The sequence below is a fragment of the Streptomyces anulatus genome (genome assembly GCF_000721175.1).
In the GTDB taxonomy this organism is placed as follows: domain Bacteria; phylum Actinomycetota; class Actinomycetes; order Streptomycetales; family Streptomycetaceae; genus Streptomyces; species Streptomyces anulatus_C.
Genome location: NZ_JOEZ01000014.1, coordinates 67,082 through 83,172, shown reverse-complemented (window position 1 = coordinate 83,172; position 16,091 = coordinate 67,082). Strand labels below are relative to the sequence as shown.

General features: G+C 74.2%; 11 protein-coding genes. 6 read left to right on the top strand and 5 right to left on the bottom strand.

What is annotated here, in order from left to right:
* Positions 1-58: 58 nt before the first annotated feature.
* Both IG90_RS0116955 and IG90_RS0116950 read right to left on the bottom strand, forming a co-directional pair.
* Positions 59-700 carry a TetR/AcrR family transcriptional regulator gene (locus IG90_RS0116955; RefSeq protein WP_030584533.1) on the bottom strand — a complete coding sequence of 214 codons (642 nt, stop codon included), beginning with the start codon at positions 698-700 and terminating at the stop codon, positions 59-61.
* Positions 701-957: 257 nt separating this feature from the next.
* Complete coding sequence (locus IG90_RS0116950; protein WP_030584529.1) at positions 958-3,249, bottom strand: exo-beta-d-1,3/1,6-glucosidase; 2,292 nt, start codon at positions 3,247-3,249, stop codon at positions 958-960.
* A gap of 163 nt (positions 3,250-3,412) precedes the next feature.
* On the opposite strand from IG90_RS0116950, the gene IG90_RS0116945 reads away from it, so the two are divergent.
* Positions 3,413-4,012 (top strand): TetR/AcrR family transcriptional regulator, encoded by a 600-nt coding sequence (locus IG90_RS0116945; RefSeq protein ID WP_030584525.1) that lies wholly within the window; start codon positions 3,413-3,415, stop codon positions 4,010-4,012.
* A 94-nt stretch (positions 4,013-4,106) separates the two neighbouring features.
* Here the strand turns inward: IG90_RS0116945 and IG90_RS0116940 are convergent, their stop codons facing one another.
* From IG90_RS0116940 to IG90_RS0116930, 3 genes are all read right to left on the bottom strand, one after another.
* A complete protein-coding gene (locus IG90_RS0116940; protein ID WP_030584522.1) occupies positions 4,107-5,009 on the bottom strand; it encodes a CPBP family intramembrane glutamic endopeptidase in 903 nt (300 codons plus the stop codon).
* A 234-nt stretch (positions 5,010-5,243) separates the two neighbouring features.
* The gene (locus tag IG90_RS0116935) at positions 5,244-5,876 is read right to left on the bottom strand and encodes a response regulator (protein WP_030584519.1); all 633 of its coding nucleotides are present in this window, start codon (positions 5,874-5,876) and stop codon (positions 5,244-5,246) included.
* Entirely contained in the window at positions 5,864-7,021 is a 1,158-nt protein-coding gene (locus tag IG90_RS0116930) for a sensor histidine kinase (protein WP_030584515.1), read from the bottom strand. Before IG90_RS0116930 ends, IG90_RS0116935 begins: the two co-directional genes overlap by 13 nt.
* Positions 7,022-7,421: 400 nt before the next feature.
* Between IG90_RS0116930 and lanL the strand changes: the two genes are divergently transcribed.
* The 5 genes from lanL (at position 7,422) to IG90_RS0116905 (ending at position 16,068) form a co-directional block, all read left to right on the top strand.
* A complete protein-coding gene (lanL, locus tag IG90_RS0116925) occupies positions 7,422-10,298 on the top strand; it encodes a class IV lanthionine synthetase LanL (RefSeq protein ID WP_051860106.1) in 2,877 nt (958 codons plus the stop codon).
* Positions 10,295-12,217 (top strand): alpha/beta hydrolase family protein, encoded by a 1,923-nt coding sequence (locus tag IG90_RS0116920; protein ID WP_030584511.1) that lies wholly within the window; start codon positions 10,295-10,297, stop codon positions 12,215-12,217. The genes lanL and IG90_RS0116920 overlap by 4 nt, the downstream gene beginning before the upstream one ends.
* Positions 12,214-12,345: an ALQxL family class IV lanthipeptide gene (locus IG90_RS45240; protein WP_206433852.1), complete on the top strand. Its 132-nt coding sequence runs from the start codon at positions 12,214-12,216 to the stop codon at positions 12,343-12,345. The genes IG90_RS0116920 and IG90_RS45240 overlap by 4 nt, the downstream gene beginning before the upstream one ends.
* Positions 12,346-12,493: 148 nt before the next feature.
* Positions 12,494-14,317 (top strand): ABC transporter ATP-binding protein, encoded by a 1,824-nt coding sequence (locus IG90_RS0116910; RefSeq protein ID WP_167344997.1) that lies wholly within the window; start codon positions 12,494-12,496, stop codon positions 14,315-14,317.
* Positions 14,314-16,068, top strand: a complete 1,755-nt coding sequence (locus IG90_RS0116905) for an ABC transporter ATP-binding protein (protein ID WP_051860104.1) — start codon at positions 14,314-14,316, stop codon at positions 16,066-16,068. Before IG90_RS0116910 ends, IG90_RS0116905 begins: the two co-directional genes overlap by 4 nt.
* The last annotated feature ends 23 nt before the right edge of the window (positions 16,069-16,091 follow it).

The window sequence follows — 16,091 nt, the reverse complement described above, 5'->3', positions numbered from 1 at the left end:
AGGCGGCTCCCCCACCACATGCGGCCGGCCTGTCAGCCGGTGGAAGCGTTCCGCATCCTCACTCCTGCGACCGCGACCCCAGCATCGACAGCGCCAGCTGGGTCAGCTCGCCCGAGACCTCGCCGGGGCGGGCCCGGCGGCAGCGGCGGGCGTGGTGGGCCATCAGTTCGTGGACGGTGCCGACCATCACCATCACGTCGACCCGGTGGTCCCGGTCCTCCGCCTCGCCGCGCTCCACCGCCCGCTCGGCCTCGCCCGTCAGGAACTCCGTCCACAGCGCCCGCCAGAGCTTGCAGTGCTCGTCCACCACGGCGCTCACCCCCAGCACTTCGACGAACGTCACACGGGCCTCGCGCGGATCGCGGGTGACGGCCTCCACATAGGCGTCGAAGAGCAGCCGGACCCGCTCCGCGATCGAGCACTCCTCGATGCCCTCGCTCAGCAGGGCGCTCTCCGCCGCCCGCAGTCCGGTCGTCGTGACCCGGTTGTGGAGGGCGATGAGCAGCCCCTCCCGGGAGCCGTACTCCTGACGCAGCACCTCGACCGGCACGCCGGCCGCCTCGCACACATCGTGCTCGGCGGTGGCCCGGTATCCGTTGACGCCGTACAACTCCCTCGCAGCTTCCAGAAGTTGTTCCCGCGCCTGCGTGCGCGCAACATCCCCCGGCCCCGTTCGCTGAACCGTCCAGCTCTCCGCCACCGGTCCTCCTTGAGCGCAAGGTGCGGGAGAGGGGCCTGCGCGCCTCTGCACGAACCGCGGCCCCATTGTGCTCGCCCCACCGCCGTCCGGACGGCCGCGCCACACCCGTACGGGCGAATACCCGCACGCGGAAACGCTTCTTCTCAGCGCGCCCCGGATGCGCCCCGTTCACCGGGCGCGGGGTGTGGTGGGTTCCGCCGGTGGGGGCGGGCGTCGCCCTCCTGCCCACCGGCGGCGGAGCCGTCACGGTCCCGGGCTCACCCCTTGACCGTGAACTCCCCCCGCAGCAGCGCCTCGTCCCGGGACGACGGGCCGACCAGCAGTTCGAAGCGGCCCGGCTCCACGACACGGCGGCCTTCCGCGTCCACGAGCGTGCAGGCGGCCGCCGGAAGCCCGACGAGGACCTCGCGCGACTGCCCGGGGGCCAGCTCCACCTGGCGGTAGGCCTTGAGCTCCTTCTCCGCCCAGGTCACCGACGTCACCGTGTCGCTCACGTACACCTGGACCGTCTCCAGCGCGGACCGCGCCCCCGTGTTGGTCACCGTGACCCGAGCCCGTACGGTCTCCGACTCGTCGACCACCGCCGTCAGCACCTCCAGGTCCGTGTAGGTGACCGTCGAGTAGCTCAGCCCCTCGCCGAACACGAACGCCGGGCGCTGGGTGAGGTCCGCGTAGCGCGAGCCGTGCTGGCCGCGCACCTGGTTGTAGTACGTCGGCTGCTGGCCCGCGTGCCGGGCGAAGGACAGCGGCAGCCGGCCGGTCGGCTCGATCAGCCCGAGGAGCAGCTCCGCGATGGCCCGGCCGCCGAGCATGCCCGGGTTGGCGGCGTACACGATCGCCGCCGCGCCCAGTGCGGACGGCGGCAGCACCAGCGGCTTGGAGCTGATGACCACGACGACGAGCGGCTTGCCCGTGGCCGCGAGGGCGTCCAGCAACGCGACCTGGCCGCCGACGAGTTCGAGCGTCGCGGTGGACCTGCCCTCGCCGACCAGTTCGATCCGGTCGCCGACGACGGCCACCACGTGGTCGGCGGCCTCGGCCGCCGCGACCGCGTCCGCGATCAGCCGTGCGTCGGGGGCCGCCGGGACGACGGCCTCCGGGCGGGGCTGACCGTCCGGGAAGAACGCCCCTTCCGGGTCCGGGCCCACGTCGAGGATCCGCGCTCCCGGCGCGTACGCGACGGTCCAGTCGGCGGGCACGTGGTCGCGGAAGCCGTCGAGAACCGTACGGATCATGGCGCGCGGCTGGCCCTCCGGCAGCCAGTCGGCCTGCCCGGAGGAGCCCGCCCAGTCGCCCAACTGGGTCTGGGCGTCATCGGCGTTGGGGCCGACGACGGCCACCGTACGGGGGCGGTCGGCGGCGGCGGACCGGCCCCGGCCCTCGTCGTCGGCCGTCAGGCCGCCCGCGAACGGCAGCGTGCCGTCGTTCGTCAGGAGGACCAGTGAGCGGCGGGCCGCCTCCAGGTTCAGCGCGGCGTGCGCCCCACTGCCGATGACCTCGGCCTGCCGGTCGGCGTCGGGGTGGCGCGGGTTCTCGAAGAGGCCCAGCTCGAACTTGAGCGTCAGGATGCGGCGTACGGCGGCGTCGATCTCCGCCTCCGTCACCTCACCCTGGGCGACGGCCTCCTGGGCCCCCTGGAAGAAGTCCGGCGTGGCCATCACCACGTCGTTGCCCGCACGGACCGCCGCCGCCGACGCCTGCGCGTAGTCGGCGTGGACCTTCTGCTCCCACACCATGCGGCCGACGTTGTCCCAGTCGGTGACCAGGGTCCCGGTGTAGCCCCACTCGCCGCGCAGCACCTCGTCGAGCAGCCAGCCGTTCACGGTGACCGGCACGCCGTCCATCGACTGGTAGCCGAGCATGAAGGTCCGGCAGCCCTCCTTGGCGACCCGCTCGAACGGCGGCAGGAACCAGGAGCGCAGCTTGCGCCGTGAGATGTCGGCCTCGCTGGCGTCCCGGCCGCCCTGGGTCTCCGAATACCCGGCGAAGTGCTTGGCACAGGCCAGGATCGCGGTCGGGTCGTCGAGGCCGTCGCCCTGATAGCCGCGCACCATCGCGGACGCCAGCTCGCCGATCAGGTGCGGGTCTTCGCCGAACGTCTCGCTCACCCGGCCCCAGCGCAGGTCCCGGGTGATGCAGAGGACCGGCGAGAACGTCCAGTGCACCCCGGTCGCCGCGACCTCGACCGCCGTCGCCCGCGCGATCCGCTCCACCAGCTCCGGGTCCCAGGTGGCGGCCATCCCGAGCTGCGTCGGGTAGATCGTGGCCCCCTCCCAGAAGGAGTGCCCGTGGATGCAGTCCTCCGCGACGAGCAGCGGGATGCGCAGCCGGGTCCTGCCGGTGAGCACGGCGGCCTCGCGCACCCGCTCCGGTGAGGCGTGCAGGATCGAGCCGGCGTGCAGGTCCTCGACGAGGTGCCGCACCCCCTCCTTGGCGTTGAGCTGGAGCATCTGGCCGACCTTCTCGGGCAGCGTCATGCGACCCAGGAGGTCGGCGACCCGCTCCGCCACGGGCAGCTCGGGGTCGAGGTACGGCGGTCTGGGGCCCACAGGAGTTCCTTTCGCCACGGCCACGACGGCACTCGCAGTACCGTACGCTCAATCCCGACCGCTTGGTAAGTATTGAGGGATCCGGGATGCGGTCCGTGAGAATCCGGGCCGTGGCAGTGGAGCGAGAGAGGTGTCCGATGCGGACGACAGCGGGTGACGGCGCGTGATCTCCGGGCCGGGGCGCGGTTACGCCAAGGGCCGGGCCAAGCGGACCGAGATCCTCGACCAGGCGATGACCCTGTTCGGCGAGGCCGGCTACCGGGGCGCGTCGCTCCGGGTGATCGCCACCCGCTGCGGCATCTCCCATCCGGGCCTCCTGCACCACTTCCCGACGAAGGAGGCACTGCTCCTCGCCGTGCTCCAGCGGCGCGACGACGTGGACGACGAGTGGCTGTCCCTGGGCGCGACGCGGGGCGTCGGCCATCTGCGCCGGCTGACCGACCTCGCGGAGCTGAACGCGAAGCGGCGCGGGATCGTCGAGCTGTTCTCGGTGGTCGCGGCGGAGGCCACATCGCCCGGCCATCCCGCGCACGGGTACTTCGAGGACCGCTACCGCACCTCGGTCGCCAACACCGAACGGGCCTACCGCCAGGCCCGGGAGGCGGGCGAACTCCGGGAGGACGTCGATCCGTCGGCCGCCGCGCAGCAGCTCATCGCGCTGATGGACGGGCTCCAGATCCAGTGGCTGATCAGCGACTGCGGGACGGACATGGCGGGGGTGCTGCGGGCGCACGTCCGGGCGCAGCTGACCGTGCCGTTCTGACCCCCGGGCAGTGTGCCGTCCTGGCCTCCGGAGGAACTCCGCGCACGGTGGCGCTGAACGCGGCGTGAAGCGAAGGCCGCCGCGGGGGCAGGGGTCAGGGGCTCACCCGCTCGACCCCGCGGCGGTCCGCGATCCGGGCCATGGTCAGGCAGTACAGCGGGGCGAAGACGAGCTCGATCGCCATGGCCTGCCAGGGCGCGTCGGCCGCGGTCTCCGTGCTGGCCAGTTCACCGAAGCCGGCCGCCAGGCCGAAGGCCAGCAGGTTGTTCGCGACGTGCATGACGATCACGGCTTCGAGACCGCCGGTACGGATCACGAGCCAGCCCCACCACAGCGCCGAGTACAGCAGCAGGAGGAACCCGGAGAGTTCACCGAACCCGTGGGCCAGGGCGAACAGCAGGGAAGCGATCACGATCGCGGGCCAGGGCGAACGTACGACCCGGCCGATCACCTGGACCAGCCAGCCCCGGAAGACGTACTCCTCGGCGGCGGCCTGGAACGGGACGAGCGCCAGCACCACGGCCAGGCTCAGCAGGAAGACGGGCCACCCCGGGAAGCCGCTCCCCGACTCCCCGAGCGGCTCGTCGTTCCACGTCCACGCGATCAGCAGGCCGATCTGCACGACCATGAGCGGGAACCCCACGGCGGCGCACCGCCAGAGCCAGCCCCACCGCAGCCGCCCGACGACGGAGGAGACGGTCCCGGCGGGCCGCCGGCCCAGCAGCCGGGCGCCCCCCAGGACGATGGGTATGCCGATCGCGATGCCGAGGAGCTGTACGACGAGGTCCGCGACCGGGTCCTCGAAGAAGAGGTCGCTGTCCGCCGAGGCGGGCCCCGCGTCCAGCAGTTCCGCGACGACGAACCCGACGATGCTGACGACCAGTACGCCCACCACGACCAGCGCCACGACGGCGGACAGCTCGCCCAGCCAGCCGAACCGGCCGCCCTGGCCGTTGCACCCCTGCTCGTCGTAGCGGGAGCCCGAGGGCGCCCGCACCGGCCCGGTCGGCGGACGGCTCCACTCCTGGGGTCTGTCCCAGCCCTGCTGCCAGGACTGCTGCCCTGGTTCGGGCGGGCGTGGCGGTTGGGCCGAGGACTGCGGCGGGGCCCAGGGCGAGGGCGGCCCGTCCGTACGAGGCGGTTCGCCTGAGGGTGAGGGCGAAGACGAGGGCGGAGGCAGGTCAGGAGGGCGGTTCACACCAGCGATCTTCGGATGCCGCACGCGTACGGGTCAACGCCAGCCGTCCTCACGGACCCGGGTCGCCAGGTCGATCTTGGTGTAGGTGGGCCGGCCCGCCTCCTGGTACTTGGCCTTCACCCGGTCCAGGTAGTACTTCGCCGTGTTCACCGTGATCCCGGCCCTGCGGGCGGTCGCCTTCAGCGTGAGCCCGGAGGCGTACCCCACCAGCACCTCGCGTTCCTGGGGGGAGAGCCGGGGGCGGGTGGAGCCACGGTCATAGGCGAGCGCGAAGGCCAGCTCCGGGGAGTGGGCGGTGCGCCCGGCCGCGATCTCAACGACGGCTTCGACGAGTACGGACAGCTCGTGGTCCTTCGTGAGGAAGCCGTCGGCCCCGTCCGAGATGGCCGAGACGATCCGGTCGCGGTCCGCCACCACGCTGATCATCAACACCCGGCTGCCGGCCGCCCGCAGGCGGCGGATGTTGTCGGCGGGCGGCCGGTCGTCCCGCAGCATGAGGTCCAGCAGGACGACGTCCGGCGGCTCCCAGGGGCCTGCGAGCAGTTCGTCGACGGTCGCGGCGCACGCGACGAGGCGTAACTCCTCGACTCCCGCGAACCACGACCGGATGCCGTCGCGCAGCATCCGGTCGTCGTCGACCACGGCGACGGTGATCACCCCGGCCATCTCAGCTCCACGCGCACGCCCTCGCCGGGGGCGCTGTCCACGAACGCCCGGCCGCCCACGCCGCGCATCCGGGCGTACACGCAACGGTCGAGCCCGATCCCGCCGGTGACCGGCCGGGCGGAACCGCCCGACCCCTCCGATCCGCCCGACCCCTCCGGTGCGGCAGATCTCCTTGGTCCGGCGGATCCGGTGCCGAAGCCCCGGCCTCGGTCGACCACGGTGACGATCAGCCGACCGGAGTCGCCGGCGGCGGTCAGGTAGGCGTGCCCCGTACCGGCGTGGCACCGGACGTTGTTGAGGGCCTCGGTCGCCGCCCGCGCCATGGCCAGCGCTATCTCGCCGGGGACGGCGGGCGGCTCGTGGTAGCGGGCGGTCACCCGCAGCCCGAGCGCTTCGGCAGCGCGTACGGATTCCTCCAGCGCGGCCCGTACCCCGGAGGCGGACTCACGGTCGTCCGCCTGCTCCACGAGCCTCCTGAGGTACGCGGCCTCCCGCGCACAACGCTCCCGCATCACTGAGGTGTTGGCGTCGACACCACCGCGGGCGATGGCCGTCAGCGTGGCGAGGACGGTGTCGTGCAGGGCGTTGTGATGGGCGACGCGCTCCGCGAACCTCGCCCGCTGCGCCTCCGCGGCCAGCGTCCGCCGGTTGGCCTCGTCGACCTGCTCGCCCTGTCGGCAGAGGTACCAGGTGAGCACCCAGGAGACGACGGCGGAGAAGACCAGGGCGTTGAGATGGGCGCCGGTCACGGCGGCGTCCGCCTCGACCATGAGGTACCCGGCGAGATGCGTGGCCACCAGGAGCGCCACGGCGACGACGAGGAGCCGCGCTCCGAAGGCGACGGCGGCCATGGCCGACGCCGAACCGCCCAGGAGCATGACCCAGGCGATCGACTCCTGGGCGCGGGCCCCTCCCCACGCGTACGCGCCGAAGGGCAGCAGGCAGCCGGTCACCAGGACGTCGAGCCCCACGGCCCACGGAACGAGCCGCCGGTGCCGGGCCGCCATGAACCAGATCAGAGCGGTGAACGCGATCGCGGCGACCAGCGCCAGCCACGGGAACAGGCGGTCGCGCTGGTGCTGGGCGACCACGGCGCCTCCCGCGACCAGGTGGCTGCCGCGATAGAGCGCGGTGGCGATGACCATCGTCTTCCGGGCCCGGTGAAGCCCGGTTTCCGTTCTGTCGATCCGACGGCCCCCCTTGATCGCAACCCCCCAGAACGGGTGGTGCACCGGCCCCTCGGCACACCGCTAACGTCACCCGTGGCGATCAGGGGATCGCTCGCGGCCACGATAGGCACAGCTGGCCGAGGACGGTCCGCGATTCCCGGACAACTCGGCAGATCTTTCGATTCGCCGTGGCTGAAAGTCATATGACGGTCCTTCACTCCCCGTCGGCACCGCTCTCCCGCCCACGAGCGCCGGCGCCGCCCGGACAGTCCCGATCCACACCGCACCGCACGGCCCCGCACCGCCCCGCACTGCCCCGCCCCGCATCGCACTGCACCGCATCGCTCTGCACCGCGCCGGCACGGAAGGATCGCCCGTGAGCACTGATCGCGACGAACACGACAACGGCAGCTTCTTCGCGCTGGACACCGGCCTGCTGCCCGGCATCGTCGAGGGGGTGCTGCACCGGCGCGGCGCGACGCGATGGGCGGTCGAGCAGGGGGAGTTCTGGTGCTCGGTCCGGCCGCGCGGCCACCGGAGCGGCGAGCAGGGCTGGAAGCTGCACCTGTCGGCCACACCGCTGTCCGCGGCCCTGGTCCTGGCGGTGGCGGCCGACGTGCTGGTCGAGGAACGGGCCTCGTTCAAGTTCGCCGGAGCCCTGGACCGGGTCGCTCTGCTGACGGGCGGGCGCGCCGACCGCGGGGGCGGCGGCAAGTTCATCACGGTCTACCCCGACGACCCGGAGCTGTTCCGCCGACTGGCCCGACGGCTGCACGCGGCCACGCTGGGACTGGCCGGACCGCGCATCCTGTCGGACCAGCCGTACGCCCGGGGCAGCCTCGTCCACTACCGCTACGGGGTCTTCGGCGGGGTGCGGACGACGACGAACGACGGGGACACGGACGTACGGCTGCGGAACCCCGGCGGGGGCCTGGAGAAGGACCGGCGTGAGGCCTGGGTGACCACCCCCTCGTGGGCGCCGCCGGCCTTCCCGGAGAGGACGCCTTCCCCGGGGACCGCGCCGAGCCCGTCGCAGGAGCCGGGCGAGGCGAAGAAGACGACGAGGGAACCGGCGAAGGAACCCGCGAGAAGACCTGCGAGGAAGTCCGTTCGCCTCAACGGCCGTTACGTGGTCGCCAAGGCGATCCGGCACGCCTACAAGGGCGGGGTGTATCTCGCGACCGACGAGACCACCGGCCGGCAGGTCGTGGTGAAGGAGGCGCGGGCGCACGTGGGCGTGCGCATGGACGGCACCGACCTCCAGGACACCCTGCGCCATGAGGCCGAGATGCTGGAGAGGCTGGCCCCGCTGGGCTTCACCCCGGCCGGGATCGAGTTGTTCGCCCAGGGCGGCAACCTGTTCCTGGCCCAGGAGTTCGTGCCGGGGCGGACGCTGCGCGACCGGCTGGTGGAGCGCCCGGTGCGGGACCTCGCGGAGTTCCTGGCCCTGAGCCGGCAGATCGTCGACATCGTGGCGGCCGTCCACGGCACCGGCCATGTGCTGCGCGACCTCTCGCCGAACAACCTCATGGTCGGCCCGGAAGGCCGGGTGCGACTGATCGACGTCGAGTACGTGGCCCCCGAGGGCGTCCCGGTCCGCCGCGGGTACACCCCCGGCTACGTCGGCCCCGAGGTGTCCTCGCTGCGGGACTACGACTTCACGGCCCCCAGGTACGCGGGCGATCTCTACGGCCTCGGTGCGGTCCTGCTGCACCTGGCGACGGGTGTCGACATGCTCCTGGTACCCGACGACCGCCCGGTCGGTGACCGCACGGACGCGCTGATCACTCTGGCGGTCGCCGACCACTCCTGGGCGGCGCCGCTCCTGCCCCTGCTCCTCGCCCTCTGCGCCCCTCTCCCTGAGGGACGTTGGGAGCTGCCCCGGGTGCGGAAGGCTCTCGCGGGCCTGTCCGGAACCGGCCGCCGGTCCGCCGGCGAAGAGACCGGAGGGGCACGCGGCACGGTCGTGGACGCCACCGGCATGAGCGGCGTTCCGGGCCTCTTGGACGAGGAGCGCGAGCGGCTGATCGCCGACGGCATCGCGTACCTGCTCCGCACCCGTCCCGGCAGCGGCGGGCACCTCTGGGACGTCAGCGCGTTCGGCGCGACCACCGACCCGCTGAACGTCCAGTACGGCTCGGCCGGGGTCCTCGCCGTGCTCACCCGGGCCGCGGCGGCGGGCGCGGGCCCCGACGTCCGGCAGGGGGTGGCGGAGCTGACGGAGTGGACGCGGCGGCGTCTCGCCGATCTCTCCGCCGGCCGGACGGCCGACGGAACGCTCCTGCCCGGGCTGTACTTCGGCCGCTCCGGCACCGCCTGGGCGCTGCTCGACGCGGCGCTGCTGCTGGGCGACGACAGCGTCGCCGCCGAAGCGTCCGCGCTGGCGCGCGCGGTCCCCGTCGACTGGCCCAACCGGGACATCTGCCACGGGGCGGCCGGAGCCGGAATGGCCCAACTGCACTTCTGGCACCGGACCGGTGACCCGGTCTTCCGCGACCGGGCGGTCGAGTGCGCCGAGGCGATCCTCGCGGCCGCCGAGGAGCACTCCGCCGGCGTGATCTGGCCCGTTCCGGCCGCCTTCGACTCGAACCTCGCCGGGGCCCGCCACTACGGGTTCGCCCACGGCATCGCGGGCATCGGCGCGTTCCTGCTGGCCGCCGGAGTGGCCGTGGATCGCGCGGACCTCGTCCGGGCGGCCCGCGCGGCGGGCGACACCCTGGTGAAGCTGGCCCGGGTGGGGAACGGCCGGGCGGTCTGGCCGGCCGGGGACCGGGACGCCGACGGGCCGGTGGGGCAGACGCACTGGTGCAGCGGCTCCTCGGGCATCGGCACGTTCCTGATCCGGCTCTGGGCGGAGTCCGGCGACGAACGCCACCGGGAGGCGGCCGTGCTCGCGGCGGCCGGGGTACGGGAGGCCATGTGGCTCTCCTCCCCCGCGGCCTGTCACGGGCTCGCCGGGAACGCGGAGTTCCTGCTCGACATGTCCGCCGCGCTCGACGACCCCCGATACCGCCACCAGGCGGGGGAGTTGGCCGCGTGCATCCGCACCCGTGCCGTACGGCGCGACGGCCTCCTGGTGGTGCCCGACGAGTCGCTCGAGGCGGTCACCGGCGGGTACCAGACGGGCCTCGCCGGAACGGTGGGCATGCTGCTGCGCCTGCGCGACGGCGGCGCCCGGCTCTGGATGCCGGACGCCCCGGAGCTGTTCGCACCCGCCGGACAACACCCGGGCACCGCGGTGGGTGTGCGATGAACCGGCGGCCGGAACGCATCAGCTTCCGCTTTTCGGCTCGGTCCCGGTTCGCCGCCTGTCTGGTGGGCTCGGCGGACGGCGGCTTGGCCCCGGGGTGGTGGGACCTCGACGGCACGAAACCCCCGTACGCCGGTGACGCGCCCCATTACCGGGAGGGCCTCCCGGCGGAGACCACCGCCACCCAGGTGCTGCCGACCGAGGACGGCGGACTGCTGTGGCTGCGCGGCGCGGCGGGCTCCGGCCGTCATCTGCTCCTGCTGTCCCACCACGCGACCGCCGGGCCTCTGCCCGCCGAGTCCCTGGCCGTCGAGGCGCGGGGCCTGCGCCTGGTGTCCGGCGGCCCGCGCGGCACGCTCGCGCTGGCGGTGGAGACCGCTCACGACGGCCGCACCCGGGTCTGGCGGGTCCGGCCCGCACCCCTGCGGCTGGGCGACCCCGTGACCCTGCCGGGCCGGGTCACCGCCCTCCTGCCGCTGGACGGGACGGGCTGCCGCTATGCCACGGACCTCGAAGGGCCGGAAGGCTGCCGCCCCGTCTCCCTCGATCTGCGGGACGGGAGGTGGCACGCGCTGGCGTCGCCGGCGGGCGGCCGCATCCACCGGCTGCTGCTCTCGGCGCCCGCCTCGGGGCTGCTGCTGACGGCGAGCGACCCCGGCGACGGGCGGCTGCGGATCGCCACCCTCGGCGACCGGGCCCGGCTCGACTTCCCGGACCGGCTCAACTCCCTGGACGGCGCGGTCCTTCCGCTGGCCGCCGACCCGGCGGGCGAGCGGGTGGCGCTGCGGGTCTCCCGGGGCGCGCGGGCCCGCCTCTTCCTGTACGACGTGGCGGCGGACCGGCCCCGGCCCGCCGCGCTGCCGCCGGGCGCGTTCCATCCGGTCGCCGGCTGGAGCGCGGGCGGGCTGCGCGTCGTGTACGCGGCCCCGGACCGGCCCGCCGACCTGGTCACCGTCCCGGACACGGCCACGCACCGCCCCTCGTCCGACGCCGCGTCCCCTACCCCTGGCACCCCTGACGTCCCTGACGTCCCTGGGACCTCGCATGCCGCGACCGAATGGTTCGCCACCCCGTCGGGGCGGTTCGAGGCCATCCACCTGGGCGAATGGCGCACCGCACCCACCGTCGTCGTCGCGCTGCACGGAGGCCCGGAGGACCACTGGACGCTCGGCTTCGACCCGGTGCTCGCACGCCTGTCGGAAGCCGGGGCGGCGGTGGTCGCCCCCAACCAGCGCGGCAGCACCGGCTACGGCCGGGCCCACGCGGAGGCGATCCACGGTGCGTGGGGCGTGCCCGACCTCGCGGACATCCGCTTCCTGGTCCGTACGCTCACGGAGCAGCGCCCGCCGGACGCCGAACCACCCGTTCTTCTCGGCACCAGTTACGGGGGCTTCCTCGCCCTGCTGGCCGTGTGCGCCGACCCGTACGCCTGGGCGCGCTGCGCGGTGATCGCCCCGTTCCTGTCCGCGCGCGGACTGCGCGAGCGGTCGTCGCCCGCGGTGCACGCGCTGATCGACCGGCACGGCCTGGGCGAACCGCCAAAGGACGACCTCGGTCCCCGGGACGTCGAGCGGCTGGCCCACCGCATCCGCGTACCGCTGCTCGCCCTGCACGGCTGCGACGACCCCGTCGTGCCGGTGGACGAGACGCGTCGGCTGCACCGGTCGCTGGCCGGAGCGGACGGCCCGGAGCGCGCACCCCACGACTGCCTCGTCATCGCGGGAGCAGGCCACCACCCGCTCCAGGAGCGGGGCGGCGCGGAACTCACCGACCGGCTGGTGAGCTTCCTGACGGCCGGATTCCCGGGCCGCCGCCGCACCCTCGCACCCTCTGAGCTCACGGTCGCCGACGCGGCCGTGCGACATCGCCGGCCCTCGGCGGTGTTCGGGCACATCAGTCACGACGAAAGGACAACACCATGATCGACAACGCCATGACCGTCGACGTCGACGAGCTGCAGACCCTGGAGGGCGAGGAGTCCGTCGCCCTGGCCGGCTGCACCCGGACGTGTACCTGGACCTGCAGCATCACCAGCATCGAGCAGCAGTAGCAGCCGTGCGCCGGGCGGGCCCGTCCTGGGCCCGCCCGGCGCACGCCGTGTCTCCCGTACGCACCCCATCCACTCCCCGTACGCCCCACTCACCGCAACCCGTGCCCGTCCGACCCGGCGGATGCCACGGAGGGCCGGAAGGAGCGCGATGACGTCTCCGCAGCGACTGGTGTGGGACGCGACCGCCCGGACGCGTGGCTGGTTCGTCCTCGCCTCCGCCACCGCGGTCCTGGGGTCGGCCGGCACGCTGGCGTTCCCCTGGGCCATGGCGCGGGCCCTGGACGCGGTCGTCGCCCGGCGGCCCGCCGCCGGTCCCGTACTCGTCTGCGCGTCGCTCCTCGCCCTCGTCGTGGCCACCGGGGCCCTCCAGACCCTGGCCAACGGGGGGTACGGCTCCGGCACGGTGGCCACCCTCCGCGGGTCCCTGGCCCGACGCGCGCTGGACGCGGGGGTCCCGGGTACGGCGGACTTCCCCGCCGGGGACCTCGCGGGACGTCTCTCCGCGGGGTGCGCGCAGGCGGGCGCGGCCGGGGTCACCCTGGTCACGGCCTCGGCGGCGGTGCTGACCTCGCTCGGCGGCGTGGTCGCGCTGTGGCTGCTGGACTGGCGGATCGGGCTCTGCTTCTCGCTGGGCGTGCCGCCCTTGGTGCTCATCGCGCGGATGTTCATGAACCGCGGCTCGGGGCTCTTCCTCCAGTACCAGGAGACCCAGGGCAGGATCTCCGCCCTGCTGCTGGAAGCGCTCGGCGGGGCCCGGACCATCGGCGCGAGCGGCACGGCGGCGGCCGAGACGCGCCGGGTCCTGGAACCCCTCCCGGAACTGTCCCGCACCGGTCACCGCGTCTGGGCGCTGCAGCGGGACGCCGGTTGGCAGGTGGGCCTGCTGATCCCGGCCGTGGAGGTGCTGGTGCTCTGCGCCGGAGGCCTCGCCCTGCTCAACGGCGACATCAGCGCGGGCCAGCTCGCCGCGGTCGTCGGGTACACGGCGCTCGCGATGGCCGCGCTGGACCAGCTCGACGCCCTCTTCGCGCTCGGCATGTCGGCCGCCGGTGCGCGTCGGGTCGCCGAGGTCGTCGACCAGTCGGCCCCGGCCCCCGGAACGCGGCCCCGCCCGGTGGCCGCCCAGGGCACGGTGACCCTGTCGGGGGTGACCGTACGCTCGGGCTCCCGGCTCGTCCTCGACGCCGTGGACCTCACCGTCCCGGCGGGCACGGCGCTCGCGGTGGTCGGCCGGTCCGGGGCGGGCAAGAGCACCCTGGCGGCGCTGATCGGGCGGTTGCGGGAACCCGAGACGGGCACGGTCGCCATCGACGGCGTACCGCTGCGGGAGCTGACTCCGCAGGCCCTGCGCGGCGCCGTCGGCTACGCCTTCGAGCGGCCCGCGCTGCTGGGGACGACGGTGGCCGGGATGATCGCCTTCGCCCGCCCGGACGCCTCGCACGAGGATGTGGTGGCGGCCGCCTTGGCCGCCAGGGCGGACGACTTCATCACCCGCCTGCCGCGCGGCTACGACACTCCGCTGCCGGACGCCCCGCTCTCCGGCGGGGAGGTCCAACGCCTCGGACTGGCTCGGGCGCTGGTCCACGACCCGGCGGTGATCGTGCTCGACGACGCGCTGTCGAGCCTGGACACCGCCACGGAGGCGCGGGTCGACTCCGCGCTCGCCGCGGCCTGGTCGGACCGCACCCGGGTGCTGATCGCCCACCGGGTGTCGACCGCCGCTCGGGCCGACCTGGTGGCCTGGCTGGAGGACGGCAGGATCCGAGCCGTGGGCTCGCACGCCGAGCTGTGGCAACTCGACGACTATCGAGCCCTGTTCGCGGTCGACACCGGCCCGGGAACCGCCCCGGACCGCGACACGCGCTCCGGCCCCGGCGCCGAGGCGGACCCGGACGCGCGGGGCACGGCCGAGGCCGAGGCGGACCACGGCACGCACCCGCACGCGAACCCGCACGCCCAGGAGTCGGTATGAGCGATGCAGCCCCACGCCCCATCGACCGGCGGATGTTCGCCGGGTTCCTGCGGCAGCACCGCGGGGCGGCGGTGGCGGTGACGGGATGGTCGCTGCTGGAGGCGGTTCCGGCGCTCGCCTCCGGGCTGCTGGTGGCCGCCGCCCTGGACCGGGGCTTCCTCGCGGGACGACCCGCCGAAGGCTTCTTCTGGATCGGTCTGCTCGGGGCCGCGATGGTCTTCCGCGCCCTGATGACGCGCACGTTGACGCCGTGGCTGGGGCGGCTCGTGGAACCGCTGCGGGACGACCTGGTGACGGCGGTGGCCGCCGGAGCCGTACACCGGGCGGCGGCGGGGGCGCGGGACACGGCGGGCTCGGGCGTGGCCCGGCTGACGGTCCAGGTCGAGACCGTACGGGCGCTGGTGTCCGCTCTGCTGCGCTCGGCCCGCCAGTTGGGCGTCTCCTTGGTGATGGCGTTCGTGGGCCTGGCCGCGCTGTCCGCCCCGGTTGCGGCCCTCACTCTGCCCCCGGTCCTGCTCACCCTGCTCCTCTGCGTCCCCCGGCTCCGCGTCCTCGCCCGCCGCCAGCGCCGCCAACTGCGTTCGGAGGAGGCCCTGACGGCGGCGGCGGGCGAGGCGTTCGACGGCATCCGGGACGTCGTCGCGTGCGGCGCCCGGGACCGGGTGGCCGGCGATCTGTCCGCCCGGATCACCGAACACCGGGACGCGTGCAGGGCGGTCGCCCGGACCGCGTCGGCCAACACCTTGCTGGTGGCACTGGGCAGCCATCTCCCACTGCTGGTACTGCTGTTGACAGCCCCGCGGCTCCTGGACCGCGGAGCGCTGTCGGTGGGCGAACTGCTGGGCGCGACCAGCTACCTGGTGAGCGGAGTGGCCCCGGCCCTGCGTTCACTCGTCGCCGTACTCGGATCGTGGGGAGTGCAGTTGGCGACCGTCCTGCGCCGGTTGAGCCGGTCGACGCCCACCACGGAGCACCGGACGCCCGGGAGTTCCGGCCAGGATCTTCCCGCGCGGACCCCGCGCTCGCCGGACCTGTCCCTGGTGGACGTCGGCTACGCGTACGGGCTGGGGGCGGTGCCCGTGATCGACGGGCTCTCCCTCGACATCCCGGCCGGATCGCATCTGACGGTCGTCGGGCCGAGCGGTGCGGGGAAGTCGACCCTGACCACGCTGCTGGCGGGCATGGCCCGGCCGGACAGCGGACGGCTGACCCTGGGCGGCGTACCGGCGGCGGACGTCGACCGCGCCTGGCTCCACCGGGCGGTGACGCTGATCCCCCAGGAGGCGTACGTGTTCACCGGGACCGTGCGGGACAACCTGCGCTATCTGCACCCGGAGGCGCGGGACGCCGATCTCCTCGCGTCGGCGACGGCCGTCGGCGCGCGGGCCCTGGTGGACCGGCTCGGCGGCCTGGACGCGTCCGTCGGGCTGGACGGGCCGCCGCTGTCCTCCGGTGAACGGCAGCTCGTGGCCCTGACCCGCGCCTATGCGTCTCAGGCGTCGATCGTGCTGCTGGACGAGGCGTGCTGCCACCTCGACCCGTCGGCCGAGGAACGGGCCGAGCGGGCGTTCGCGGAGCGGGGCACCACCCTTGTCGTGGTGGCGCACCGCATCAGCTCCGCGCTGCGCGCCCCGCGCGTCCTGGTGCTCGACGGCGACCGCACGGCCGTCGGCACACACGGCCAACTCCTGCGCGAGAGCCCGCTCTACGCCGACCTGGTGGGGCACTGGGTATCCGCCGGAACCTCGTAGGCGTTGTGGCAGACTGCGTCGAC

Excerpts from the sequence above, each read along its gene's own strand:
- IG90_RS0116935 (WP_030584519.1), bottom strand. The coding sequence starts at position 5,876 with ATGGCCGGGGTGATCACCGTCGCCGTGGTCGACGACGACCGGATGCTG.
- IG90_RS0116930 (WP_030584515.1), bottom strand. The coding sequence starts at position 7,021 with ATGGTCATCGCCACCGCGCTCTATCGCGGCAGCCACCTGGTCGCGGGA.
- IG90_RS0116910 (WP_167344997.1), top strand. The coding sequence starts at position 12,494 with ATGACGTCTCCGCAGCGACTGGTGTGGGACGCGACCGCCCGGACGCGT.
- IG90_RS0116920 (WP_030584511.1), top strand. The coding sequence starts at position 10,295 with ATGAACCGGCGGCCGGAACGCATCAGCTTCCGCTTTTCGGCTCGGTCC.
- IG90_RS45240 (WP_206433852.1), top strand. The coding sequence starts at position 12,214 with ATGATCGACAACGCCATGACCGTCGACGTCGACGAGCTGCAGACCCTG.
- IG90_RS0116905 (WP_051860104.1), top strand. The coding sequence starts at position 14,314 with ATGAGCGATGCAGCCCCACGCCCCATCGACCGGCGGATGTTCGCCGGG.